Genomic DNA, 24,821 nt, shown 5'->3' with positions numbered 1-24,821 from the left:
GCCTCTGGCCAGACGAGTTGAAGAGCTAAGCATGGCCTACGACGCCAAACAGATCGCCAAGGCCTCGGGGGGCCTGACCCTGGCCGGCGCGCCGGAGGGCTTCGACGCCCTGGTCATGGCCGATATCGCCCGGGCGCGCGGCGGGCTGACCGCCTTCGTGGCCCGCGACACCGCCCGGGCCAGCGCCTTCATCGACGCCCTGAAGTTCTTCGCGCCCGAGATCGAGGCCGTGCTGTTTCCCTCGTGGGACTGCCTGCCGTACGACCGCATCGGCCCGTCGGCCGGGGTCGCCGCCACGCGCATGGCCACCCTGCACCGCCTGGCCGAGGGCCTGGGCAAGACCAAGCCGGCCATCCTGGTCACCGCCGCGCCGGCCCTGCTGCAGCGGGTGCCGGAGAAATCGGTGCTCCTGCGCGCCAGCTATGGCGCCAAGGTCGGCAATGTCGTCGATGTGGCCGACCTGGAGCGCTACTTCGCGATCAACGGCTATGTGCGCGCCTCGACCGTCTCCGAGCGCGGCGAGTTCGCGATCCGCGGCGGCGTCATCGACGTCTATCCGCCGGCCGCCGAGGAGCCGGTGCGCCTGGACCTGTTCGGCGACACGCTGGAAAGCATCCGCGCCTTCGATCCGGAAACCCAGCGCTCGACCAAGCAGTTGCGCGAAATCCAACTGCTGCCGGTCAGCGAGGCCCTGCTCGACAAGGAGGGCATCGCCCGGTTCCGCAATGGCTATATCCGCGCGTTCGGCGCGCCGGGCGACGATCCGCTGTACGCCACGGTCAGCGAGGGCGGCCGCCGCGCCGGCCTCGAGCACTGGCTGCCGCTGTTCTACGAGCGCATGGCGACCCTGTTCGACTATCTGCCGGACGGCGCCCTGATCGGCGTCGACCACCAAGTCACCGAGAGCCGCGACGAACGCCTGGCGATGATCGCCGACGCCTATGACGCCCGCGCCTCGGCCGACCGCAAGTCCGCCTATCGCCCGCTGGCGCCCGAAGCCCTCTACCTGACCGCCAAGGAATGGGACCAGGCCGTCGAGGATCGCCCGAACCGCAAGTTCACGCCCTTTCAGCCCCAAGGGCTGGATGTCGTCGACATGGGCGCGAAACTGGGCCGCACCTTCGCCGCCGAGCGCGCCCAGGACAGCGTCAACCTGTTCCAGGCCACCGCCGACCACGCCACGGCGCTGGCCGGGCAGGGCAAGCGCGTGCTGTTCGCCTCGTGGTCCGAGGGCTCGTCCGAGCGCCTGGGGACCATGCTGGCCGACCACGGCCTGAAGAAGATCCCCTACGCCGCCTACTGGCAGGCGGCCAAGGCCAACGATCCCAAGATCCCGCAGCGCGTGGTCCTGCCGCTGGACAACGGCTTCGAGACCGAAAATCTGGCGGTCATCTCCGAGACCGACATCCTGGGCGACCGCCTGGCCCGGCCGCGCAAGAAGCGCCGCGCCGCCAACTTCCTGGCCGAGGCCAGCGCCCTGACTCCGGGCGACCTGGTCGTGCACATCGACCACGGCATCGGCCGCTACGAGGGCCTCAAGACCCTGGACGTCCAGGGCGCGCCGCACGACTGCCTGGACCTGCTCTACGGCGGCGAGGCCAAGCTGTACCTGCCGGTCGAGAACATCGACCTGCTGACCCGCTACGGGACCGACGGCGAGAACGTCCAGCTGGACAAGCTGGGCGGCGCGGCCTGGCAGGGGCGCAAGGCCAAGGCCAAGGAGCGCCTGCGGGTCATGGCCGAGGGCCTGATCCAGATCGCCGCCGCCCGCCAGCTGAAGTCGGTGGAAGAGACCGACCCGCCGCACGGCGTGTTCGACGAGTTCTGCGCCCGCTTCCCCTACGAGGAGACCGACGACCAGCTGTCGGCCATCGCCGACGTCCTGGAAGACCTGGGCTCGGGCAAGCCGATGGATCGCCTGATCTGCGGCGACGTCGGTTTCGGCAAGACAGAAGTGGCCCTTCGGGCGGCTTTCGTGGTGGCGATGAGCGGCAAGCAGGTGGCCATCGTCTGCCCGACGACGCTGCTGGCCCGCCAGCACTACAAGACCTTCAAGGACCGCTTCCAGGGCTGGCCGGTCAAGGTGACCCGCCTGTCGCGCCTGGTCACCGGCAAGGAAGCCGCCGACACCCGCGAGGGCCTGGCCAATGGCCAGCTGGAGATCGTGGTCGGCACCCACGCGGTGCTCTCCAAGCAGGTGTCGTTCAAGGACCTGGGCCTGGTGATCGTCGACGAGGAGCAGCACTTCGGGGTCAAGCACAAGGAGAAGCTCAAGGAGCTTCGCGCCGACGTGCACATGCTGACCCTGACCGCCACGCCGATCCCGCGCACCCTGCAGATGGCGCTCAGCGGCATCCGGGAGATGTCGATCATCGCCACCCCGCCGGTCGATCGCCTGGCGGTGCGCACCTACATCAGCCCGTTCGACCCGGTCACCCTGCGCGAGGCGCTGCTGCGCGAGAAGTATCGCGGCGGCCAGGCCTATTACGTGGTGCCGCGCATCAAGGACCTGGAGGACATCGAGAAGTTCCTCCGCACCCAGGTGCCCGAGGTGAAGTACGTGGTCGGCCACGGCCAGATGGCCCCGACCCAGCTGGAAGACGTGATGACGGCCTTCTACGAGGGTCAGTACGACGTGCTGCTGGCCACCACGATCGTCGAGAGCGGCCTGGATATCCCCTCGGCCAACACCCTGATCGTCCACCGCGCCGACATGTTCGGCCTGGCTCAGCTCTACCAGATCCGGGGCCGGGTGGGGCGGTCCAAGGCCCGGGCTTACGCCTACCTGACCACGCCCAGCGAGAAGACCATCACCCTGTCGGCCGAGAAGCGCCTGAAGGTGCTGCAGTCGCTCGACAGCCTGGGCGCCGGCTTCCAGCTGGCGTCGCACGATCTGGATCAGCGCGGCGGCGGCAACCTGCTGGGCGACGAGCAGAGCGGCCACATCAAGGAGATCGGCGTCGAGCTCTATCAGCAGATGCTGGAGGACGCCGTCGCCGAGCTGCGCGAGCGCCAGGGCGCCGAGGCCCTGATCGAGGACCGGGGCTGGTCGCCGCAGATCAACACCGGCGCGGCCGTGATGATCCCAGACGACTACGTGCCCGACCTCAATGTGCGCCTGTCGCTCTATCGCCGCCTGTCGGAAGCCGAGAAGGCCGCCGACCGCGAAGCCCTGGCCGCCGAGCTGATCGACCGCTTCGGCCCGCTGCCGCCCGAAACCGACAGCCTGCTGAAGGTGGTCGCCATCAAGGGTCTGTGCCGCGAGGCCAATGTCGCCAAGATCGATGTCGGGCCCAAGGGCGCGGTCGCCAGCTTCCGCAACGATACCTACGCCAACCCGCTGGCCCTGATGCAATTCGTGGCCAAGAACAACATCGTCTGGAAGGTGCGTCCCGACCAGAAGGTGGTGGTCAAGGGCGAATGGGACACCCCCGCCCAGCGCCTGGACGCGGCCGAGAAGATCCTGACTCAGCTGGCCAAGCTGGCGAAGGTTTAGGCTGATCGATATCGATTCTCGGCGCGCGGTCCTCGTCCTTCGACAAGCTCAGGATGAGGACCATTGATGGATCGCGGCAGTAGAAAAACCTCATCCTGAGCTTGTCGAAGGACGAGGTTTTCGCCTTGAACTCGACCTACGCGCCGTAGAGCGCCGCCAGTGCGGCCGCCGTCTCGGTCATGCGCGAGCGCAGCGCCGACGGCGCCAGTACCTCGGCCTCGACTCCCAGCCGCAGGAAATCCTGGGCCGCGTGGTCGACGGACTCGATCGGCACGACCACCTCGCAGGTCTCGCCGTCCAGTGTCGCCAGGGCGTCAGCCGCGACCTTCGCCTGCGCCGCGCCCAGATAGGACAGGCGCTTCAGGCCCGCGCGGGTGATCCGCAGACGGGCCTCGCCGGTGAAGATCTCGGCTTCGAAGCGTTGGGTCGAGGCCGTCCAGAAGATTTCCAGGTCGAAGTCGGCCGGGCGCTCGAACGTCTCGTCGCTCACCGTCAGGGCCTGGATGTTCGAGGCGCGGTAGACACGCGGCTCGGCGCTTTCCGCCAGCGCCGCCAGGTACCAGGTTCCGCCCTTCAGGATCAGGCCCAGCGGGGACAACGACCGCTCGACCACGCCTTTCCAGCTGTCATAGCGCACCGCGATCCGCCGACAGGTCCAGACCGCCTGGGCCAGGGCGGGCAGGCGGGCGGCTTCCTCGGCGTCGCGGTACCAGCCGACCGGGTCCAGGTGGAAGCGGCTGGAGATCCGTTCGGCGGCGGCCTGGCGCTCGGCGGGCAGGGCGGCCAGCAGTTTCAGCTGAGCCACGCCCATGGCCTCGCTCAGGCCCAACTGGGCCGCGGGACCCGCCAGCCCGCCCAGGAACAGGGTCTCGGCCTCGGCGTCGGTCAGGCCCGTCAGGCGCGTGCGGTATCCGTCCAGCAGGGCGAAGCCGCCGCCCGGACCGCGATCGGCATAGACCGGCGCGCCCGAAAGGCTCAGGGCGTCGATGTCGCGATAGATGGTGCGCACCGAGACCTCGAATTCCTCCGCCAGGGCCTCGGCGGTGAGCCGGCCCCGGGTCTGCAGCAGCATCAGGATCGAGAGCAGGCGGCTTGAGCGCATTTTTCGACCCTAGCCGAAAATCCTGACAATAGATGTCAGGTAGACACACCTATACCGCCTTCATCGCATTCGATGAAGGGTCAAGCATGATCGCCTCCGACCAAACGCCAGACGGCGTCCACGCCTTCGACTTCCTGCACGGCCGCTGGCGCATCGCCCATCGCAAGCTGAAGCAACGCCATGTCGGCTCCCAGGACTGGGATGCTTTCGGCGCGACCGCGACCTGCGAGCCGCGCCTGGGCGGGCTGGTCAATGTCGAGGAGATCGCCATGCCCGAGCACGGCTTCTCGGGCGTCTCCCTGCGCAGCTTCGACCTGGCGACCGGCCTGTGGTCGATCTGGTGGATCAGCAGCCTGGAGGGCCGGTTGCGGCCGCCGGTGACCGGACGCTTCCGGGACGGCGTCGGCCTGTTCGAGGGCGACGACCTCGACGGCGATCGGCCGGTCCGCGCCCGCTATGTCTGGTCCGATATCACGCCGATCTCGGCCCGCTGGACCCAGAGCTTCTCGCTGGACGGCGGCGCGACCTGGGAGGCCAACTGGGTGATGGACTTCACGCGGGCGGAGGACGCGGCGTGAGCCTGGCTCAGACCGTGATCGAACTGCGCCAGTACCGGATGAAGCCCGGCCGCCGCGACGAGCTGATCGACCTGTTCGAGCAGGAGTTCGTCGAGAGCCAGGAGGTCCACGGCATGAGCCTGCTGGGCCAGTTTCGCGACCTGGACGCGCCCGGCCACTTCGTCTGGATGCGCGGCTTTGAAAGCATGGCGGCCCGCAAGGCGGCGCTGGAGGGCTTCTATGGCGGCCCGATCTGGCAAGCTCATCGCGAGGCCGCCAACGCCACCCTGGCCGACAATGACGACGTCCTGTTGCTGAAGCCGCCCGTCACGGCCGCGCGTTTCGACCTGCCGCCGCGCTCAGCGAACCCAAACTCGGCGTCGCTGATCGGCGTGACGATCCAGGCCCTGGACGGTCCGCCGGAGCCCGACTTCGCCGAACGGTTCGAGGCCGAAGTCCGGCCCGTGCTGGAGGCCGCCGGCGCGTCGGTTCTGGGCTGGATGGTCACCGAGGCGTCCGAGAACTCCTTTCCGCGCCTGCCGGTCCGCGAAGGCGAGCCGGTGCTGGTCTGGGTCGCCCGCTTCGCCGACGCGGCGGCCCATGCCAACCATCTGGTCCGCGCCGAGCGGGCGGGTCTGGGCGACGGCTTCGGCATCGTCTCCCGGCGCGGGGTGATCCAGAGGCTGCGCCTGGCGCCGACGGCCCGTTCGCGGCTCGGATAGGCGAGGGGGATGACCCGGTCCGGATCCCGCCAGCCGGCGCGGCGCGGATTTGCCAGAGTCGGGAAAACCTCGAGAGGACATTTCCCATGGCCACGATCAGCAAGTCCGTCGATGTCGCCCTGAGGCCCGACCAGGTCTGGGACGCGGTGCGCGACTGGGGTCACGTTCACCAGCGTCTGTGCCCCGGCGCCCTGACCGACTGCCAGGTGGAGGAGGGCGCGCGGATCGTGACCTTCGCCAACGGCCTGGTCGCCCGCGAGCTGATCGTCGCGGTGGATGAAGAGACCCGCCGCCTGGTCTGGTCGGTGGTCGGCAGCTCGCTGCTGACCCACCACAACGGCGCCATGCAGGTGCTGGAGGCGGGGCGCGGCAGCCGCATCGTCTGGACCGCCGACCTCCTGCCGCACACGGCCGCCGCCCAGGTCGAGGGCTTCATGGCGTTGGGCTGCGCGACGATGAAGGCGACGTTGGAAAGGGAAAGGGCGCCTATCCTCGGCGGATAGAGCGTGAAGTTCAGCGATTTCAATGCCCTGAACTTTCTCGCCCCCAATCTGTGCTCACCTCTCCAGACCGCCCGTATCCTGATCCCACCTGAGAGCACGGGGAGGGCGTCCGGCCGGCGACCGAACGGCTTTCAGGGGTGGTCGAGCGGGAAGCGCTCGTCGGTGGTCTTGAGTGACGCTTCGGACGTTCTGGGCAGGTTCCTTGAAACACAGGACGAAGCCCAGGCGACGAAGGATCGGCGGACGCAACAGGTGCGGGCTGAAATCGCCCGCACGGTCCGGAGAGATAGCCAACTCTCCGCCCGTCGGGGGCCTCCATCGGAGCGGGTTAAAAATCCGCGATCCGAAGGCTTCTGGAAAACGGTCCACGCGAAGCGCCTGCACTTCGTCGAAACGGTACAAACATCAAAGCTACTCCGGGCGAGGCCCGGGCGCTTCGCACCCTTCCCAAATCTTCAGCGGCGGGCCGTGTGAAGCGGCGAAGCCGTGTGTTCCCAAAGCCTCCCCCTGTGGGGGAGGTGTCGGCGAAGCCGACGGTGGGGGGAATGATCGGGAGATGCACGGATCAACGATCTTCGATCCCACAACTCCCCCCACCGATCGCTACGCGATCGCCTCCCCCACAGGGGGAGGGTTTGTCCTAAGTCCCTTCCTTCAGGAACGGCGCCACCGCGAACAGTTCGCGCTCTTCCTTGCGGGGATCGTCGACCATGGCCGAGATCTCGTTGATCGCCAGCGTCGACCGCTGGGGCAGGGTGTACTTCCCCCAGGCCGGGATGGCCGCGCAGTTGGGATCGCCGGTGCGGGCGAAGGCGATGAAGGCCTCGCTCATCTGGTCGGCCACCTTGCGAGCCGCGGGGCCCGTGCCGGTCTTCGAGCCCGACTTGTCCAGGTTGTCGAACACCAGGGCGATGTCGAAGCTGTGGAAGGCCCGCAGCTTGTTGCCGTCGATCGGCGAGCCGAAGTCCAGCTGGTACATCCAGGCCGGCGCGCCGATCCTGGCCCGCTGCTCGGCCTGGATCAGGTGACCCGGCCACGAGCGCCCAGCGGTCGTCGCCGCGAAGAACACCTCCGAAGGGGTGTAGTTCGGATAGAGCTCGCGGTAGCGGGCGATGATGTAGCGGGGCTCCAGATCCAGCACCAGCTCCGGCGCCAGGCGCTCGGGCAGCTCCTCCCAGGTGATCGTGAAGTTCTTCGGATCGCCGCCGAGGAAGGCCCGGGTCTCGTCATGAGTGTTGCCGATGATCATCGGGATATGAGCGCTCTCACGGGGCGCGTCGGGATAGAACGGGTGGCGCGGCAGCACCCCGTGATCCATCACCGACCAGAAGATGATCGAGCCCTTGCGCTCCAACGGGTCGGGCATCTTCAGGGCGGCGACCAACTGGTCGGCGGGCAGGGTGCGCAGCACGTCCACCTGATCGGGACGCAGGCCCAGCTTGGCCATGTAGGCCTTGGCGCGGATCGTGGCGTGGATCGGGCCCATGGCGGTGACGTGCTGGCCGCTCATGGTGGCGACCTTGTGCATCAGACCACGGGCCGACGGCATGGCCATCAGGGTGACGACCTTGCCACCGCCGCCCGACTGGCCGAACGCCATGACATTGCCCGGATCGCCGCCGAACGCGGCGATGTTGTCGCGCACCCAGGCCAAGGCCATGACCAGGTCCATGTTGCCGACATTGCCGCTGTCGGCCAGATCCGGCCCGCCCAGGGCGGCCAGGTAGCAGTAGCCGAAGACGTTGAGCCGGTGATTGACCGTCACCACCACCACGTCGCCGCGCTTGGCCAGTCTTACTCCATCATAGAGCGGGTCAGAGCCCGAGCCGTTGGCGTGGGCCCCGCCGTGCACATAGACCATCACCGGGCGCTTCTTGCCGTCGAGCGCGGGGGTCCAGACGTTGAGGAACAGGCAGTCCTCGCTGGTGGCCTCCTGGATCTTGGTCTGGGGCGAGGCGGGACCGTAGGCGAGGGCGTCGGCGACGCCCGTCCAGGGCTTGGGCGGCAGGGCGGGCTGGAAGCGGCGAGGGGCCGTGTCGGCGCCGTAACGCACGCCCTTGAACACCTTGATCCCGTCGACCTCGGCGCCGCGCACCTTGCCGTAGACCGTGGTGGCGATCGGAGCCTTGGAGGTCTTGGCGGCGGCGGCCTTGGCCTGCGTCAGGCCCGCCAGGCTGGCGGCGGCGACGCCGGCCAACACGGTGCGACGGTCGGTGGTCATGACGATGTCTCCCCAAATCTTGAAGCGTGTTCTTGCACCCAATCCCGACGGAGAGGGCGGTCAGTCCGTGGTTTCGATCGGCGAGGCCTCGGCCATGCAGAGATCGATGAACGACTGCAGGATCGGGCTGTCATTGTCCTTGCGCCAAGCCATGTAGAGCTCGACCGGGCGGTCCGGCGTGGTCGCCACGGGGCGGAACTGCACGTCGTCGAAATGCAGGCTCATCGCCGCCTCGGGCACCAGGGCCGCGCCCAGGCCGGCATGGACCAGGGCCAGCATCGAGTGGATCTGGGTGACGTGCTGGACGTAGTGCGGCGACACGCCGTTGGCGTCGAACAGCGTGGTCAGCATGTTGTTGAAATAGCCCGCGCCCTCGGCCGAATACATGATCAGCGGGGCCTCGTCGAAGTCGGCCAGGGTCAGGGACGCCTTGGCCAGGCGCGGATCGCCGGTGGGCAGGGCGGCGACCAGGGGCTCGGTCAGCACCCGGGCGGTGGCGAACTCGGCGCGCTCCATCGGTGGGCGCACCAGGCCGATGTCGATGCGGCCCGTCAGCAGGGCCTCGACCTGTTCGCGGGTGACCATCTCGCGCAGGGTCAGGTCGGCATTGGGCAGCCGGGCCCGCGACAGGATCACCAGGCTGGGCAGGAAGTTGTAGCCGGAGGCGGCGGTGAAGCCGATCGCCACCTCGCCGGCGTCGCCCACCGCGATGCGCCGCGTGGCCAGGGCGGCGCTCTCGGCCAGGCGCAGGATGCGGCGGGCCTCCAGCAGGAAGGCCCGGCCGGCCGGTGTCAGTCGCACCGACCGGCTGGTGCGGTCCAGCAGGGTGACGCCCAGGATGCGCTCCAGCAGCTGGACCTGCCGGCTCAGCGGCGGCTGGGTCATGTTCAGGCGCTGGGCGGCGCGGCCGAAGTGCAGTTCCTCGGCGGTGGCCACGAAACAGCGCAGCTGACTCAACTCGAACATCGGAAAGCGCCCGCTCGTGATCCCTTGAAGCGGGGAAGCTAGGCGATTGGCGGCCGTGACGGTAGCCGCCCGCAGGGATTTCGGTCGCCGCGTCGCCAGCAGGGTCATGGTGTGGCCTAGGCCTGGGCCCGCTTGATCAGGACCTCCAGTTCGGCCAGTTCGGCCGGGGTCAGGTCGGTCAGCGGCGTGCGCACCGGGCCGGCGTCGCGGCCGATCGCCTTCATGCCGGCCTTGACGATCGACACCGCATAGCCGCGGCCGCGATTGCGCAGGGCGATATAGGGCAGGACGAAGTCGCGCAGACCGGCCATGACGGCGGTCCGGTCCTGGGCGCGCACCGACTTGTAGAAGCCCAGCGCCCATTCCGGCATGAAGTTGAAGATCGCCGAGGAATAGGTCGTCACGCCCATTTCCAGATAGGGCAGGGCGAAGGTCTCGGCCGTGGGCAGGCCGCCGATATAGGTCAGGCGATCGCCCATCCGGGCATAGACGCGCATCATCAGCTCGATGTCGCCGACGCCGTCCTTGAAGCCGACCAGGTTGGGATTGCGGTCGCACAGCTTTTCGAGCGTGTCCTCGGTCAGCACGGCGTTGTCGCGATTGTAGACGATGACGCCCAGCGGCGTGGCCTTGCAGACCGCCTCGACGTGCGCAGCCAGGCCCTCCTGGGTGGAGTTCATCAGATAGGGCGGCAGCAGCAGCAGGCCGTCGGCGCCGGCCGTGTGGGCGGCCTGGGCTAGGTCGACGGCGATGGCGGTGCCGTAGCCGCAGCCGGCCACGACGGGGATCTTGCCGGCCGTCTCGTCGACGGCGGCGGCGACCACCTTGGCCACCTCCGGCGGGGTCAGCGAGAAGAATTCGCCGGTGCCGCCCGCCGCGAACAGACCCGCCAGCTCATGCTGCAGCATCCAGGCGCAGTGTTCGCGATAGGGGGCTTCGTCGAACTGATGCTGGGCGTCGAAATGGGTGACGGGGAACGACAGCAACCCTCCGCCGATCTGCTGGGCCATTTCGGAGGGCGTCATCTTGCTCATAGGATCCTCGCTCGTCATCGGTCCTTGTCGCCGCAAGGCGTCGCGGCGTCCTGGCCGCGTGACCGTTCACTTGCCGACGAACCTATGGGCGAGATCTCGGGCGGTCTAAGCCAAAGGCGCTATCGACCGATGCGGGTTTTGGCTTGATCGCGCGACTGGGAATCTATCCGCGGCGCTGGGAAGGGTGTCTGGCGCCAGCGCGCTGAAAACAGGGGGATTTGAGCGCTTTCACCCTTGTTCTCTGTCGCTTTCGTCGCCTGTCGCGAAGTCTTCATGTCCCTAAGATCGGCCGGCCATTTCGGAGCTCCTCCCCGAAACGGCGTCTAATCAAACTCTTAGGAACATAATCTCCATGACTTCCAAAGCTTTTTGCATGGCCGTGACGAAGGTGATCATCGCGTTTTTTTCGTTCTTGGCGCTCTTGACTGGGCAAAGTCCCGAAGTGATCGCCAAGACGTCGATGAAGCCATCCGACAACTCCCTCGCTGTGGCGGTCCGTGAGGCCAATGCGCGCTTCAAGGACGTCTCGGCGGCGGTCGCGGAAGGCTATGCGCCCATTCCGTGCACCAGCGGCGTCGACGGCGGCGCGATGGGCGTCCACTACGTCAACGCCAAATATCTCGACGACGAGACGCCCGATATCCGACGCCCCCAGGCGGTGATGTACGAGCCGTCGCCCAACGGAAAGATGGACCTCGTGGCCGTCGAATATATCGCGTTCAAGGGGCCGGCGTCGCTGAAGGGCCAGCTTTTCAGCTTCACCGGCGCGCCGAACCGCTACGGCCTCAAACCGTTCTACGAACTGCACGTCTGGGCGTGGCGGCCGAATCCGAAAGGCGTCTTCGCCGACATGAATCCGAGCGTCACCTGCGAGCACGCGCATATGCAGTGACAGAGGACGTCACACGAGAAGAATGCGTTTCCTGGTCTGGCGCGGGACGGCCGGGAGAACGATACCTAGAAAGCAAAATGGGACGCCCGTGGGCGTCCCATTCCGTTTGACGTCAGGTCGATCTAGAAGCGGAACTGACCGAACAGGCCGACTTCGTCGTAGGTCCCCTTGTCGGAACCGCCGATCGTGCCGTTCGAGGTGGCCAGCGTGCCGTTCTCGATGCTGTCGCGCTTATAGACCAGCGACAAGTCGACGATCTTGGCCGGGCTGTAGGTCAGGCCGACGTTGAAGTAGTTGTCCTTCTTGCTGTCGGCGGTGTCCTTGTTGGGCTTCACGTAGTCGTAGCGACCGAAGGCGCTGATCTGGTCGGTGAAGCTGTACGAGCCGAACACCGAGTAGCCGTCGGCCTTGTCGCCGGTCGTGGTGGTGACGTTGTTCCAGTCCTCGGTCGAGAAGTATTCCACGCCCAGGCGGTACTGCTTGGTGGTGTAGGCGGCCAGGGCGTTGAAGCGGTTGGCGGTGTGATAGATGTTGGTCGCGCCTTCGGTGTCCTTGCCCAGCTTGCCGGAATAGCCGCCGACGGCCAGGGTGACGTGGTCGATCGGCACGACGCTGAGGCGGCCTTCGATGTCCATGCCGCGCGAGCGCAGCGGGGCCTTGTAGCCGGCGCCGTCGATCACCGAGACGGCGTAGTTCACCTTGCCGTCCATGAACTTGCCCGAGGCGTGGACGCCCCAGTCGGCCGAGGTGCCGAACTTGGTGCGGTCGATCAGGGTGTTTTCCACGTAGCGGTAGCCGTAGATGTCTTCGACGAAGGGCACCCAGGGCAGGTCGGCCGAGCCGACCTTCAAGACCAGGGCGTCGCTGACCTTGGCCTGCAGATAGGCCTTCTTGATGTAGAGCTCGGTGGCCGAGATCGCCGACGAGTACTGGAAGTCGGTGGTGACGTTGGCCGAGAACACGTCGTTGAACTTGTGGTCGATGCCCACATAGAAGCGCTTGATGTCGAAGCCCGTGCCGCTGGGCGTGGTCTTCACGCCGTTCGACTTCTGCGAGACGCTGGACAGGTCGTAGTACATGCGGCCCGAGACGACGGTGTTGTCTGCCCACGAGGTCTTGGGCTTGGGTGTCGCGGCGGCGACCTCGGTCTTCACCTGCGTCGGGATCGCCTGGATCTGCGCGGCGGTCTGGGTCTGGACCTGGGCGACCTGATCGGTCGCGGCCTGGGCCTGGGTCTGGGCGGCCTGAGCGGTGGACTGGGTCTGGGCCTGGGCGGCTTCCTGGGCGTTCAGTCGTTCGGTCAGGGCCTGGACCTGGGCCTTCAGGGCGGCCAGTTCGGCGGCTTGCGAGCTGGTGGCGGCGGCGTGCTTCTTGACCGGCTTGGCCTGGGCGGGCGCGGCGACGCCCGTGACCAGCACCACGCCGACGGCGGCGCCGGCGAGCAGCGACAGCTTGTTTTGCATTGTGAGAAACCCCTTGTTCGGCCCGCTTTCGTAAGTCGGGCTCTGAGGTGGGGTGTTAGGTGAAGTTTATGACAGTTGAATGTAAGTTTAACTTAACGAACAGCGCTGCGTCGGGCGAAGGCTTCTCCGTCCGTGTCCGGATGGGCCGACAGCACGCCTTCGATGCATTTGGGAGAGCGGCGAAAGATCAGGCCGATCCGGCGTAGCGACAGTCCGGCGCGGGACAGGCGTCGAATCTCGGCGATATCGGCGTCGGACAACACCTCGAGGTTCGCGGGCGTGACTCGCCGGGGCACGGGCTTTGTGGTGTCGGCGAACACCTGGCCGAGCCACGACATCAGGAGGCGCTCGGCGCGAGAAGCACCGATCTCAACGACTTCTCCTTTGTCGTCAAAGGTTTCCAGAACGACACCTCGCGCCAGGAGATTGGAGAGCAGGGCGGTCATGTCCTTGGCTGGTCCGTTGAACATGTCCAATGACGAGACGCAGACATGGTCTCCGGGCGCCAGAGTCTCCAACCGTTCGCTGACCCGCCGGCGCGCCGCGTCGGTGGAGTTTTCCTCGATCGTATAGTCGTCCGGGCGTAGGGCCATGACCCGCAGCACCTGGGTTTCCAGCGACGGAAACCCGCCGCCAAGCTGAACATAAGCGAGACGCATGGCCGGAAAGCTGGCGATAGGGCGCCAGCAAGTCAAGTTAAACTTACAATGAAACTGACACCCAACACTCGTCATGGAACTGTCGCTCAATCGTCGTAAAGACGCTCGTTCTTTGTGTCGGAGCGGGACCTTGCGTGACTTCCGATTGGGCCGGGCCGGCGCGTACGCCGCCACCCTGGGCCTGGTGTTGATCGGCCTGGCCACGCGCTGGGCGCTGGACCCGGTCTTCGCCTCCAACCACGCCTATACGGTCTTCTATCCGATCGTGATCCTCAGCGCCTACTTCCTGGGCGGCCGGCCGGCGATCCTGGCGGCGGCGATGTCTGCCACGATCGGCTACTGGCGCTTCGACCGCCCGACCTATGCGTTCAAAACCGACCTGGATTCGCTGACCAGCCTGATGTTCTTCGTCATGACCTCCAGCGTGGCGATCTACTTCATCACCGGCATGGCTCGCGCCGTCGCCGAGAAGACTCTCGCCCAGGCCAAGGCCGAACGGCTGGCGCAATCCCACGCCACGTTGTTCGGCGAGCTGAACGAACGGGTCACCAACCACTTGCAACTGGTCGCGGCGCTTCTTCAACTTCAGGCCAAGGACGAGCCGGACAAGGCCGTGGCCCGGGCTCTGGCCGAGGCGTCAGCCCGCACCATGCTGATCTCCAAGACCCATCGCAGCCTGGCCGGGGAGGGGGGAGAGCTGCTCGACTTCGACGCCTTCGCCCGTCAGCTGCTGGACGCCACCCTGTCGGCCCGCAAACATCCGCCAGTGCGGATCGAGTTCGAGGACGGCGGCCTTTGGCTGTCGTCCGAACAGGCCACCTCGGTGGCCATCGTTCTGCTGGAGTGCCTGAACCTGCGTCTGGCCGCCGATGATCCGGGCCTGATGCGCATCGCCCTGCGGGGCGATCGCGGCATGGGCAAGCTGCGGATCACCGAGGTCGAGCGGGAACTGGCCCCGGTCGGGATCGAGCGCGGCCGCGCTTCACTGATCGAGGCCATGGTGGAGCAACTGCGTGGCCGCTTCAGCTCACGCACCGCCGACGAAGGGCGGATCTCGGAGCTGACCTTTCCGCTGGAGGCGGGCGCACATGGCGTGCGGGGCGGACCCGCGACGGTTCATTGAGGATCCCCGTGGCGGCGAGTCATTGTAAGTTCAACTTTCCCGGCTAGACTCACGTCCCGATGACCGAACGTTCACCGCCTTTCACCGCTCTGCGCGCCGTCGAGGCCGCCAGCCGCCACCGCAGCTTCACCGCCGCGGCGCGCGAGCTGCAGATCACCCATAGCGCCGTCAGCCAGTCGATCCGTCGACTGGAGACCGAGCTCGGCGCGCGACTGTTCGAGCGCAAGGGCGGGGCCATGGAGCCCTCCGAGGCCGCCCTTCGCCTCGCCCAGACCTATTCCGAAGCGGAGGAGGCCCTGAGCCGCACCCTGCGCGAGATCCTCGGACCGCAAGGCGCGACCGCCCTGTCGGTGGTGATGCCGGCGGCATTCGGGCGCTTGTGGTTCGCCGGCAAGATCGGGCGGCTAAGCGAAGCCCTGCCGGATGTCGAGGTGCAGGTCCGCACCCAGGGTGACGATCCCGACGCCGACATCCGCCTGGCCTGGCTGGCCAAGGCGGGCAAGGACAGCCTGTGCGAACTGGTCCATCTGCCGCTGTGCGCACCGGACCAGGCCGGACGTTTCGACTCCGTGGCCGCGATCGTCGGCGGGCCGCTGATCGCCGACAGCGCGGGGGGCTGGACCGCCTGGGCCGCGCGCTGGACGCCCGGCGTCAAGCCGCCTCGCGCCCATGTCTTCGACGACGCCGGCATGGCCTTGGAGGCCGCGGCCCAAGGGGGCGGCGTGGTGTTGTCCAACGTCTTCGCCGCCGAAGCCTACCTGGCTTCCGGGCGTCTGACGGCGCTCGGCTTCGAGGCGCCGGGCGGCGAGTGGCTGGATGTTCAGACCCGGTCCGAGCCGGGCGTCGCCGACGCCGCCGAGCGCTTGGTGCTTTGGCTGCGCCTGGAAGTCCGTCGCAGCCTGGCCCTGGTCCAGGGGCTGACGAAGCGCCGCCAAGACGTAAGTTGAACTTACAAATCGTCACGGCACTGTTATATTTTCCATCTAAGTCCTGTCTCGGGGGCGGCCACCGGTTGGCGCCCGAGGAGATGACTTATGCTGACGAAAATCTCGGCCACCGCCCTCGGCGCGGCGCTTCTGGCCGGCACGGCTGCTCACGCCGGCGATATCTCGGGCGCCGGCGCCACCTTCCCCGCGCCCGTCTATGCCAAGTGGGCCGAGACCTATAAGGCCCAGACGGGCGTCGGCCTGAACTACCAGGCGATCGGTTCGGGCGGCGGCATCAAGCAGATCAAGGCCAAGACCGTGGCGTTCGGCGCCTCGGACAAGCCGCTGAAAGTCGAAGACCTGGACGCCGCCGGCCTGATGCAGTTCCCGATGGTGATGGGCGGCGTGGTGCCCGTCGTGAACCTGCCGGGCGTCATGCCTGGCCAACTGCACCTGCCGGGCGCGCTGCTGGCCGACATCTATCTGGGCGCGGTCACCAAGTGGAACGACCCGCGCATCGCCGCCGTCAACAAGGGCGTCAAGCTGCCCAACCTGCCGATCACCGTCGTGCACCGCTCGGACGGCTCGGGCACCTCGTTCCTGTTCACCTCGTACCTGTCGATGAAGAACCCGGCCTGGCAGTCGAAGGTCGGCGCCAGCGACTCCGTCGAGTGGCCGGTCGGCCTGGGCGGCAAGGGCAATGACGGCGTCTCGGCGTTCGTCAAGCAGACGATCGGCTCGATCGGCTATGTCGAATACGCCTACGCCAAGCAGAACAAGGCGACCTACGCCCTGGTGCAGAACAAGGACGGTCAGTATCCGGCCCCGGTCGCGGCCGACTTCGCCGCCGCCGCCAGCCACGCCGACTGGACCAAGGCTCCGGGCAACTACCTGCTGCTGCTGGATCAGCCGGGCGCCAAGTCGTGGCCGATCACCGGCGCGACCTTCATCCTGGTCTACAAGAAGCAGGACAACGCCGCCCAGGGCGCCGACGTCCTGAAGTTCTTCGACTGGGCCTACAAGAACGGCGACGCCGCCGCCGGCGCTCTCGACTACGTGCCCATGCCCGCCGCCGTGAAGACGATGATGCGCAAGCAGTGGGCGGCCCAGGTGAAGGGGTCGGACGGCAAGCCGGTCTACGTTTCCAAGTAAGCGTACGGAAATTGGACCTGCGAGGGGCGGGGGCTTTGCTCCCGCCCGTTTTCTCTTGGCGGAAGCTGATGTCCGACCTGTCCCGACCCACGGCCGTCTCGATGACCACGCGCCCCGCGTCGAAAGGCGCGTGGTTCGATCCGATCTTTCAGTTCGCCTGCCTGGCCGCGGCGACCCTGCTGCTGGCCGCCCTGGGCGGCATCGTCGTCTCCTTGGCCATCGGCGGCTGGCCGGCGCTCCACAAGTTCGGTTTCAGCTTCTTCACCAGCACCACCTGGAACCCTGTGACCGAGGTCTATGGCGCGGCCGGACCGATCGCGGGCACCCTGATCACCTCGGCCCTGGCCCTGATCCTGGCCCTGCCGGTGGCGCTGGGGATCTCGGTGTTCCTGGTCGAGTTCTGCCCCAAGCGCCTGGCCCAGCCGATCGCCATCGCGGTGGAGCTGCTGGCCGGCATCCCGTCGATCGTCTACGGCATGTGGGGCCTGTTCGTGCTGGCGCCGTGGTTCGCGCTGCACGTCCAGTTGCCGTTGATGATGAACATCCCGAGCGGTTCGATCTGGGAGAAGGTGTTCTACGGCGTGCCCAACGGCGCCAACATCTTCACCGCCTCGCTGATCCTGTCGATCATGATCCTGCCCTACATGGCGGCGGTGTTTCGCGAGCTGTTCCTGACCGTGCCGACCCAGGTGCGCGAGAGCGCCTACGGCATCGGCTGCACCCCGTTCGAGGTCGTCCGTTCTGTCACCGTGCCCTATGTCCGCAGCGGCATGGTCGGGGTGGTCATGCTGGGTCTGGGACGGGCCCTGGGCGAGACCATGGCCGTGACCTTCATCATCGGCAACGCGCATGGCCTGCCGCAGTCGCTGTTCGACAGCGGCTCGACCCTGGCCTCGACCATCGCCAACGAATTCACCGAGGCCACCGGCGAAATGCACACCGCGGCCCTGACGGCCCTGGGCCTGGTGCTGTTCGTCATCACCTTCAGCGTGCTGGCCATCGCCCGCGCGCTGCTGCTTCGCCAGCGCAATGACTGAGGCCCGGCATGCTGTTTGACCGACGCGCTCGCCGACGGGCCGCCAACGCCGTCTTCGTGGCCCTGTGCGGCCTGGCGACCCTGCTGGCCCTGGCGGCCCTGGGCCTGATCATGGTCTCGTTGCTGAAGCAGGGCTTCGGCGGCCTGAACCTGACGATCTTCACCAAGGACACGCCGGCGCCGGGTTCGCTGGGGGGCTTGCGCAACGCGATCGTCGGCTCGGCGGCGATGTGCGCCACGGCCATGGTCCTGGCGGTGATCGTCGGCATGCTGGCCGGAACCTGGCTGGCCGAATATGGCGGCGACACCCCCTATGGCCACGTGGTGCGCTTTCTCAACGACGTGCTGCTGTCGGCGCCGTCGATCCTGGTAGGGCTGTTCGTCTACGAGCTGATCGTGCGGCCGTTCCACGGTTTCTCCGGGTTGGCGGGCGGCGTCGCGCTGGCGCTGATCGCCGCGCCGGTGGTCACGCGCACCACCGAGGACATCCTGAGGCTTCAGCCCAACGCCCTGCGCGAGGCGGGCGTGGCCCTTGGCGCGGCCCGCTGGGTGACGATCCGCAAGATCATCTGGCGCGGGGCGGGGGGAGGGCTGTTGACCGGCGGCCTGCTGGCCTTCGCCCGGATCAGCGGCGAGACCGCGCCGTTGTTGTTCACCGCCCTCAACAACCAGTTCTTCGCCCTGGACATGACCAAGCCGATGGCCAGCCTGCCGGCGGTGATCTTCCAGTACGCGCTCAGCGCCTATGACGACTGGCGCGCCCTGGCCTGGGCCGGCGCGCTGCTGATCGCCCTGACGGTGCTTTCGATCAACATCATTGGCCGCGTGATCGTCGCGCGGGGGAACACGCGCCCATGACCGCCCACGACGCTCTCAAGGACCTCAAGCCTTTCATCGCCGAGCCCACCGACGGCGTCGCCCTGCGCGCCAAGGGGCTGGATTTCTTCTACGGCAAGACCCAGGCGCTGTTCGGCGTCGACCTGCCGATCGCCCGCAACAAGGTCACCGCCCTGATCGGCCCGTCCGGCTGCGGAAAGTCGACCCTGCTGCGCACCTTCAACCGGATGTACGATCTCTATCCGGGCCAGCGCGCGGTCGGAACGATCGACCACGAGGGCGAGAACCTGCTGGCGGTCAAGGACATCGCCAAGCTGCGCTCGCGCATCGGCATGGTGTTCCAGAAGCCCACGCCGTTCCCGATGTCGATCTACGACAACGTCGCCTTCGGCGTGCGGCTCTACGAGAGCAAGTCGCGCAAGGTGATGGACGAGGTGGTCGAGAAGGCTCTGCGCCGCGCGGCCCTGTGGGACGAGGTCAAGGACAAGCTTCACGCTTCGGGCCTGAGCCTGTCCGGCGGTCAGCAGCAACGCCTGTGCGTGGCGCGCGGCATCGCCGTCGAGCCCGAAATCCTGTTGCTGGACGAGCCGGCCTCGGCGCTGGACCCGATCTCGACCGCCAAGCTGGAGCAGACGATCGGCGAGCTGAAGAGCGACTTCACCATCGTGATCGTCACCCACAATCTGGGCCAGGCGGCGCGGATTTCCGACAATACCGGCTTCATGTTCATGGGGCGCATGGTCGAATTTACCCCGACCGCCGACATGTTCATGAAACCACAGGTCCAGCAGACCCAGGACTACATAAGTGGACGGTTCGGCTAACGGCAGGCCGTGGACGCGATGCGCGCCGCTGCACGCCGCTATGTAATATTTTCCGATAATATTACTTAGACGATGAACATCTACAACAAGCCAGACGGCGTCCCTTTGTCACTGACTCCAAACCCTGCGAATCGCACGCCCCCTGCAACCAGTTGCATCCAAAGTTCAGCCCTTCCGGATTTTTGACTCAAAACTCTGCGACTGGCTGACTCGATATGCTGCGACTATGGCGGCCGAGCGCTGCAGCAGCGACGGCGTACGTCCAACGCTGTCTTAGCTTTCTGGGCCATCGCAACGAGCTGATGTTCAGTCTGGAGATGGCATGGCTTGGCAATTCCATAACCATCAAAATCAAGGGATCTAGGGCTGCGCCCCTGAGCCACTCGATGTTCTCCGTGCCGCACAGACGCTTCACAAACCAACTTCGCCCAAATGGTGAAGGCATCCAATGAAAGGTCGGGCTCTGCGGTTCCGCAAGAAAAAGAAGTGCGATCCTCGTATATAGAAGACGCTCTCTAGCTTCGACATCGCTCCACCAAGAATCCGGCATGGTATTTGAGCCAGGCAGCGACCTTCGTTTCACCATTGGCTTTTCTACCAACGATATCAATGCCCCCATGTTTGGTGTTCTCATGTTCGTCGCAAGAGCATCAACAATATCGCAGACCGCACACCTAAGAAATGGAAGGTCGTGAGTGTGAGATTCGTCGCGACTACTTAGGGCATTTCCAACATAAGAAATCATTTCATCGTCATCGAAGTATGTGCGGTTTAGATAAATATCTCTAGATTCCAATTTTGGTGATTTACCATTAAATAAAGTTAGGTCGCTTGCGATTTTAATTTCGGAGTTGCCGTGGGGGACGAGAGGGACTTTGTGCGTTAGGCAATAGACCGACAATGGATCGGTCCAAACTTGGCGCACATAGGGTGCCCTCCCCTGTTCTCGGTCGCCCTCCAAGCAAGAGCGGCAAACGCACCAACAATGGGGCGGTGGCCGCCCGCTTCGTGCCGGCGCTTCAATGAAATGCGGCAGCACCATCCCGCTCAAAGTTGCGATCTCGATCCGCAACATCACGGACAGCCGCGGAAGGAGGCTCAAGTCTCCTCGGTCAAGAGCAGCAATCGAGCCCCCGATCTCGTGCTCCAGTTCGGAGATGGTGAGGAGGTGCGCATCAGCGGTACGAACTAGCCAAGACGAAATAACCTCGTCGACCTCGGACGGCGGAGCGAGTGCAGAGAGATCGCGCGGAGCGCCTGACGGGCTATCCATTCTCAGCAAGCCGTCGACGTAGCGTGACAGCCTCAATGAGATCAGCCGATAGGCATTCTTCGTTATCGAGAGCTGCGATGGCCGCTCGCTCCAAGAGGCGAAACATCCTTCCAAGCAATGAATTCGAATGCAGAAGCAGTACCGTCATAAACTGACGATCGACCTGAGTTGGTTTTCGTAGCGGTATGAGCTCGAGACGAGCCCGAACCAGATCAACAAGCCATTTCTCTTTTTTGTTACATTTTGGAAGCGCGATGATATCAAAACGCTCCCCGAGATGAGGGTCCGACTGAATCAGCGCTCTCGCCTCGCCAGAGCCAAATCCGGCTATACTAATCGATAGCTGATTAGAAATGTATTTTAGAGCATTGAGAATCGCCCGTTGGTCTCTTGGGCGAAGCTCTGTGACGCGTTGCAATTCGTCGAGGATAACTAGGCGAATTCCCCGCGCCTTCAACTGCCTCAGCACCATCGCCTGCAATCGGGATGTCGTCGCATCAGGCGCGGGCGCGTTAAGCGCGGCGAGGAGATCCAGGTAGAGCCGCTTCTCTGTCAGCCCGTCATTTACCTCCAACCATAAAACCGCCTCAACGAACATCGCCCCCCTAGCAGCGCAAAGCATTAGAAAGCGTTTCTGAATATGCGTCTTTCCCATATTGGGATGCGCCCAAAACAGGATCGAAGGCATGCGAATCCGCGGCGGCATGTCGAGTAACTCGAAGAGCCGCTCGATGGCGTCCTCGCCAGCGGGATAGCTAATCCATTGGTCAGTAAGGATGCAGGTTTTGCGAACCTGACGGTCTGCTGTGGCGAGGTGGCGTATGTCAGGGTGAAGGTGCCCGAACAGAGAAGTTGTCATGGCTCCCCTCCCCCGAATGCACCGCCCCAATCATCATCATCGGGCGTGGACGGTGCCGGCATCGCCGAACGGAATTCAGCCGCTGCTAGGCGGTCTCTTCTTAATCGCTCCGCTTGTCGTTTAATCTTGTCAGATTTCAAGGACTCTTCGATGACCCGCTCAGCCGCTTCGTTGGCCCTCCGAATAGTGGCGCGGTCGCGGCTGGAATCTCCCGCCTGCGTCCGAGCTCGCCGCCCGGCTTTGTGGAGCCAAAGGGTCGGAGCTGGCTCCTCTCGCTGAAGCCTGTAAGGAACTACAAGATAACGCCCGTTGGCCACCCTCACATATATTTGGGAAAGATCTCTCGGATCATATTTGACAACCACCTTGCGAGCGCCGGCGATGTAGGCCTCGCCTAACTCCCGACTGTAATACTCATCGCCGAACGCACTAACGCCTTGGCGAGTAATTGTCCGCGAGCATTCCGGGAAAAGATCGAGGCGGAAGGTTTCCATGTCGCCGGGGCATTCAGGCTCCCAACCCTTCGGCCGTTTTGCCCAAGCGTCCAAAGGGCTCATTCCCAGAGCGCTGTGCTTAGCATGATGATAGATGCCCAGAATTTGATGGGCAAAGTACATCTCCAAGTCATCGATCCCGAGTCGAGCCGCCCCTTTGCTATCGTAGTTGCCCCGGGCGGACGGACTGTTGTGGGTCGCGCCAGGCAGCAGGCGACATGTTCCCATCATCGTTCCAATCAGGCGCTCGATGTGGCCCCCGAACCGCGTTCGGCCGGGCGGCCGATAGAAGGTATCTGTGCCGTGATTGAGCAGAGCCCGCCTGAGGTTGGGCGATGTGAATTCCTTGGCGCGGTCACTGTGCAGTAAGAGCGGAAGACCCTTGGCAGGCCAAACGTAGTCAAGCCCGCGGGCGGCGAGCCAAGCCGCTTTGGGTGAAACAGCCAAATCCAGAGTGGCCGCAACTCGTATGGTTGAGGGTGGCTCTAGACCGACATAATAAGCAACGACCATGCGTGTACAGACGTCGAGAACAATAGTCAGCCAAACACGGCCGATCGGCTTGCCGTCACGGTCAACGACGATGACGTCGGCCAGGGTGTGATCGATTTGCCAAACATCCCAAGGTCGCGCCACAACATATCTGCCAGGCCTAGGGGTCTGTTGTTCGGCGGCCTTGGGTCCGTGACGCTTTAGAGCAACGATTCTCTTTGGGATCGCATTGAGGCGTCGAATGACGGTTGCACGACTAGGGCGTGGGAGGCCTTCATCCTCGCACATGTCACCGATTTTCTTGGCGACCTTCACCGTGGATGGGCGAGCTAGTGTGAGAAAATGGGATTGGATGCACAGAGAGATCACTTCCTCCTGCCGTGCGCTTAAGCGAGAGCGACCTTTTGGAAAGCCAAGCGCTTTAGGCAATAAATCGCGAACACTCCCCCTTCCCTCCAAACGCAACATGTCTCGGTATAGCGTCGCAGGGTGAACGCCCACCGCGGCGGCTGCGGCTTCAACATCCGCTCGAACTCGTTCTCCCCTGGGGGGAATGCTTTTGGTTGCTTTGAGGCGAAGCGCTAGCCGTTCAAAGCGTTCATTCGACATTTCTTCGATATTATTATTAATAGATAGCTTTGCCTGAGATTTGAATTCGTCATCTGATTCAAATCTATCGAAACATTTTACGGATAGATCTTCAGGTGATCGCTCTGCGCTGTCTTCTTTCTGCAGCGCGTGGTTGGAGTGCTGAAAATTCGACATGACATGACCTGCATACGCAATGATCAGGCCGGTGTGCGGCATCGCTAACCGCAATGAGCGCACCCTGACCGTTTCGGATGAAAATGCAGATGGAGAGCGGTCGCATGCAGCCTCTCGCGCCTTTCAAAGGGCGATTGACTTAGTCGCAATGCGAGAGGATTATCTAGGTAGAGGTATATCAGTTTATAGATAACCCCTTGAAGGCTTGGGCGCTGGCACGCTCAAGCCTTTCGCTTTCCGGTGACAAGGCGCTATTGCGCAGTTAGCTTGAGGGCATCCGAGCCTCCCAGATCTTCCAGTCCAACTTCGCGATTCCGAATTTGTCGCGGAGCACCTAATCGTGATCTCGAATTTTAGAATCGCAAGCGCTTTTAGCGATAAACTATACTGCATTATAGTGCAGCACGCTGTGAGTTGACTCGCTTCATTCGCTTTTCAACTAAGTGGTCCATCGATTTAGGTAATAACTTCTGAACACAAGCGGAAATAGATATTTCTGTATGAAACGCGAAGAATACATTGCGCATCTTGCGCGAATAGATCGCGCATTCGAGCGCGCTCGGATGCGACCCGCAGGTCGCGAACTGACGGCAATTATGTTAGCTAGCCTAGCGCTAGGCGCAGGAATTTTCGCTGCGGGTATGCTTGCGGCGAAGTATTTGCTCTAGCCGTAGATTTCGAAAATACTTATTTCGAACTCTCGACGGTTCGCGCAGCCACCTGTGCGCAGTAGCGCTTTACCGTTGCGGTCGAGAGGTCAAAATGTGCGGCTGTTGCTCTAATGCTGGCGCCGCTTCCTTCTCTCCATCGCGCTACGGCATTTGGGCTGCTCTTCATCGGGCGACCCAGACTTTCCTTGCCCCTGTGCGTGCGGCCTGTCGATAATAAGGCGGCTCTTGCGGCATTTCGACCTGCGTCAGCTCGCTCGCGAATTCGGCGGCGCTCCAGATCCGCGACCTGGGCAAGAACGGCGAGAACGATCTCGCCTACCCCTCGCCCGTCAATGGTCCCTATTCCGTGAATATCTACAACGACACCCTCGTCCATTAGCCGGCGAACGGTCGCCTGAACGTCGAGCGCATCCCGCCCAAGCCTATCGACTGCGTAGACGCAGACGACATCGCTGCGGCGGACTTGCTCCAATAGTTTAGTAAAACCGGGCCTGGCGGCGGCTGGAACGCCCCCGCTTACGCCTACATCGGAAAACTCCCGATCGAAGCCGCCGCCCAACGCATGACGTTGAGCTTCAATGCTCTGATCGCCGCTCGAAACCCTATAGTAGGCGATCCGCATCGCTATTGGCTCAAAAGTTAGGGGGTGATGGCGGGCTGGCTCATAATATGGCTAATATTACAGAAAAAGGTAAGTTCCGGGCCATGGCGCATAACTTACACCTTTCGAGCCGAGCATGCTTCATCCTATTCG

At 64.6% G+C, this 24,821-nt stretch carries 21 protein-coding genes; 11 read left to right on the top strand and 10 right to left on the bottom strand.

Translation table 11 applies throughout. The annotated features are described in order from the left end of the window. The first annotated feature begins 31 nt into the window (after positions 1-31). The gene (mfd, locus tag G3M62_RS11865; RefSeq protein ID WP_165187244.1) at positions 32-3,496 is read left to right on the top strand and encodes a transcription-repair coupling factor; all 3,465 of its coding nucleotides are present in this window, start codon (positions 32-34) and stop codon (positions 3,494-3,496) included. A gap of 136 nt (positions 3,497-3,632) precedes the next feature. Here the strand turns inward: mfd and G3M62_RS11860 are convergent, their stop codons facing one another. Continuing rightward, the gene (locus tag G3M62_RS11860; RefSeq protein WP_165187242.1) at positions 3,633-4,598 is read right to left on the bottom strand and encodes a helix-turn-helix transcriptional regulator; all 966 of its coding nucleotides are present in this window, start codon (positions 4,596-4,598) and stop codon (positions 3,633-3,635) included. A gap of 86 nt (positions 4,599-4,684) precedes the next feature. Between G3M62_RS11860 and G3M62_RS11855 the strand changes: the two genes are divergently transcribed. The 3 genes from G3M62_RS11855 to G3M62_RS11845 all read left to right on the top strand — a co-directional run bounded on the left by G3M62_RS11855 (position 4,685) and on the right by G3M62_RS11845 (position 6,380). After that, positions 4,685-5,176: a hypothetical protein gene (locus G3M62_RS11855; protein WP_165187241.1), complete on the top strand. Its 492-nt coding sequence runs from the start codon at positions 4,685-4,687 to the stop codon at positions 5,174-5,176. Beyond that, the gene (locus G3M62_RS11850; RefSeq protein ID WP_205691999.1) at positions 5,173-5,877 is read left to right on the top strand and encodes an NIPSNAP family protein; all 705 of its coding nucleotides are present in this window, start codon (positions 5,173-5,175) and stop codon (positions 5,875-5,877) included. Before G3M62_RS11855 ends, G3M62_RS11850 begins: the two co-directional genes overlap by 4 nt. 86 nt (positions 5,878-5,963) lie before the next feature. Further along, positions 5,964-6,380 carry an SRPBCC family protein gene (locus tag G3M62_RS11845; protein WP_165187239.1) on the top strand — a complete coding sequence of 139 codons (417 nt, stop codon included), beginning with the start codon at positions 5,964-5,966 and terminating at the stop codon, positions 6,378-6,380. A gap of 640 nt (positions 6,381-7,020) precedes the next feature. Here G3M62_RS11845 and G3M62_RS11840 read toward each other — a convergent pair. The 3 genes from G3M62_RS11840 to kdgD all read right to left on the bottom strand — a co-directional run bounded on the left by G3M62_RS11840 (position 7,021) and on the right by kdgD (position 10,601). Further along, positions 7,021-8,601, bottom strand: a complete 1,581-nt coding sequence (locus tag G3M62_RS11840) for a carboxylesterase/lipase family protein (RefSeq protein WP_165187237.1) — start codon at positions 8,599-8,601, stop codon at positions 7,021-7,023. A gap of 60 nt (positions 8,602-8,661) precedes the next feature. Next, entirely contained in the window at positions 8,662-9,567 is a 906-nt protein-coding gene (locus G3M62_RS11835; protein WP_165187235.1) for a LysR substrate-binding domain-containing protein, read from the bottom strand. Between the two features lie 116 nt (positions 9,568-9,683). Continuing rightward, positions 9,684-10,601 carry a 5-dehydro-4-deoxyglucarate dehydratase gene (gene kdgD, locus G3M62_RS11830; RefSeq protein ID WP_165187234.1) on the bottom strand — a complete coding sequence of 306 codons (918 nt, stop codon included), beginning with the start codon at positions 10,599-10,601 and terminating at the stop codon, positions 9,684-9,686. Between the two features lie 352 nt (positions 10,602-10,953). Here kdgD and G3M62_RS11825 point away from each other — a divergent pair, with 352 nt between their 5' ends. Next, a complete protein-coding gene (locus G3M62_RS11825; protein ID WP_205691998.1) occupies positions 10,954-11,493 on the top strand; it encodes a hypothetical protein in 540 nt (179 codons plus the stop codon). A gap of 122 nt (positions 11,494-11,615) precedes the next feature. Here the strand turns inward: G3M62_RS11825 and G3M62_RS11820 are convergent, their stop codons facing one another. After that, the gene (locus G3M62_RS11820; protein ID WP_165187232.1) at positions 11,616-12,956 is read right to left on the bottom strand and encodes a porin family protein; all 1,341 of its coding nucleotides are present in this window, start codon (positions 12,954-12,956) and stop codon (positions 11,616-11,618) included. 92 nt (positions 12,957-13,048) lie between these two features. Next, entirely contained in the window at positions 13,049-13,615 is a 567-nt protein-coding gene (locus tag G3M62_RS11815) for a recombinase family protein (protein ID WP_165187230.1), read from the bottom strand. Between the two features lie 130 nt (positions 13,616-13,745). Here G3M62_RS11815 and G3M62_RS11810 point away from each other — a divergent pair, with 130 nt between their 5' ends. The 6 genes from G3M62_RS11810 (at position 13,746) to pstB (ending at position 19,513) form a co-directional block, all read left to right on the top strand. Then, positions 13,746-14,738 (top strand): DUF4118 domain-containing protein, encoded by a 993-nt coding sequence (locus G3M62_RS11810; RefSeq protein ID WP_165187229.1) that lies wholly within the window; start codon positions 13,746-13,748, stop codon positions 14,736-14,738. 59 nt (positions 14,739-14,797) lie between these two features. Then, the gene (locus G3M62_RS11805) at positions 14,798-15,685 is read left to right on the top strand and encodes a LysR family transcriptional regulator (protein WP_165187227.1); all 888 of its coding nucleotides are present in this window, start codon (positions 14,798-14,800) and stop codon (positions 15,683-15,685) included. Positions 15,686-15,772: 87 nt separating this feature from the next. Beyond that, positions 15,773-16,816, top strand: coding sequence for a phosphate ABC transporter substrate-binding protein PstS (gene pstS, locus G3M62_RS11800; RefSeq protein WP_165187225.1), 1,044 nt, complete (start codon positions 15,773-15,775; stop codon positions 16,814-16,816). A 68-nt stretch (positions 16,817-16,884) separates the two neighbouring features. Next, a complete protein-coding gene (gene pstC / locus G3M62_RS11795; RefSeq protein WP_165187223.1) occupies positions 16,885-17,853 on the top strand; it encodes a phosphate ABC transporter permease subunit PstC in 969 nt (322 codons plus the stop codon). Between the two features lie 8 nt (positions 17,854-17,861). After that, the gene (pstA, locus tag G3M62_RS11790) at positions 17,862-18,710 is read left to right on the top strand and encodes a phosphate ABC transporter permease PstA (RefSeq protein WP_165187221.1); all 849 of its coding nucleotides are present in this window, start codon (positions 17,862-17,864) and stop codon (positions 18,708-18,710) included. Then, a complete protein-coding gene (gene pstB, locus G3M62_RS11785; RefSeq protein WP_165187219.1) occupies positions 18,707-19,513 on the top strand; it encodes a phosphate ABC transporter ATP-binding protein PstB in 807 nt (268 codons plus the stop codon). The genes pstA and pstB overlap by 4 nt, the downstream gene beginning before the upstream one ends. A 187-nt stretch (positions 19,514-19,700) precedes the next feature. Here the strand turns inward: pstB and G3M62_RS26960 are convergent, their stop codons facing one another. The 4 genes from G3M62_RS26960 to G3M62_RS26955 form a co-directional block, all read right to left on the bottom strand. After that, entirely contained in the window at positions 19,701-20,786 is a 1,086-nt protein-coding gene (locus tag G3M62_RS26960; RefSeq protein ID WP_165187218.1) for a TniQ family protein, read from the bottom strand. Then, positions 20,779-21,645, bottom strand: a complete 867-nt coding sequence (locus G3M62_RS11775) for a TniB family NTP-binding protein (protein WP_165187216.1) — start codon at positions 21,643-21,645, stop codon at positions 20,779-20,781. The genes G3M62_RS26960 and G3M62_RS11775 overlap by 8 nt, the downstream gene beginning before the upstream one ends. Beyond that, complete coding sequence (locus G3M62_RS11770; RefSeq protein WP_165187214.1) at positions 21,642-23,438, bottom strand: Mu transposase C-terminal domain-containing protein; 1,797 nt, start codon at positions 23,436-23,438, stop codon at positions 21,642-21,644. The genes G3M62_RS11775 and G3M62_RS11770 overlap by 4 nt, the downstream gene beginning before the upstream one ends. Positions 23,439-24,083: 645 nt before the next feature. Beyond that, positions 24,084-24,689, bottom strand: coding sequence for a recombinase family protein (locus tag G3M62_RS26955; RefSeq protein ID WP_165187212.1), 606 nt, complete (start codon positions 24,687-24,689; stop codon positions 24,084-24,086). Between the last annotated feature and the right edge of the window lie 132 nt (positions 24,690-24,821).

The sequence above is a fragment of the Caulobacter soli genome, assembly GCF_011045195.1.
GTDB lineage: Bacteria > Pseudomonadota > Alphaproteobacteria > Caulobacterales > Caulobacteraceae > Caulobacter > Caulobacter soli.
The sequence above is the reverse complement of the archived record's forward strand: the minus strand, read 5'-3'. Positions and strand labels throughout refer to the sequence as shown.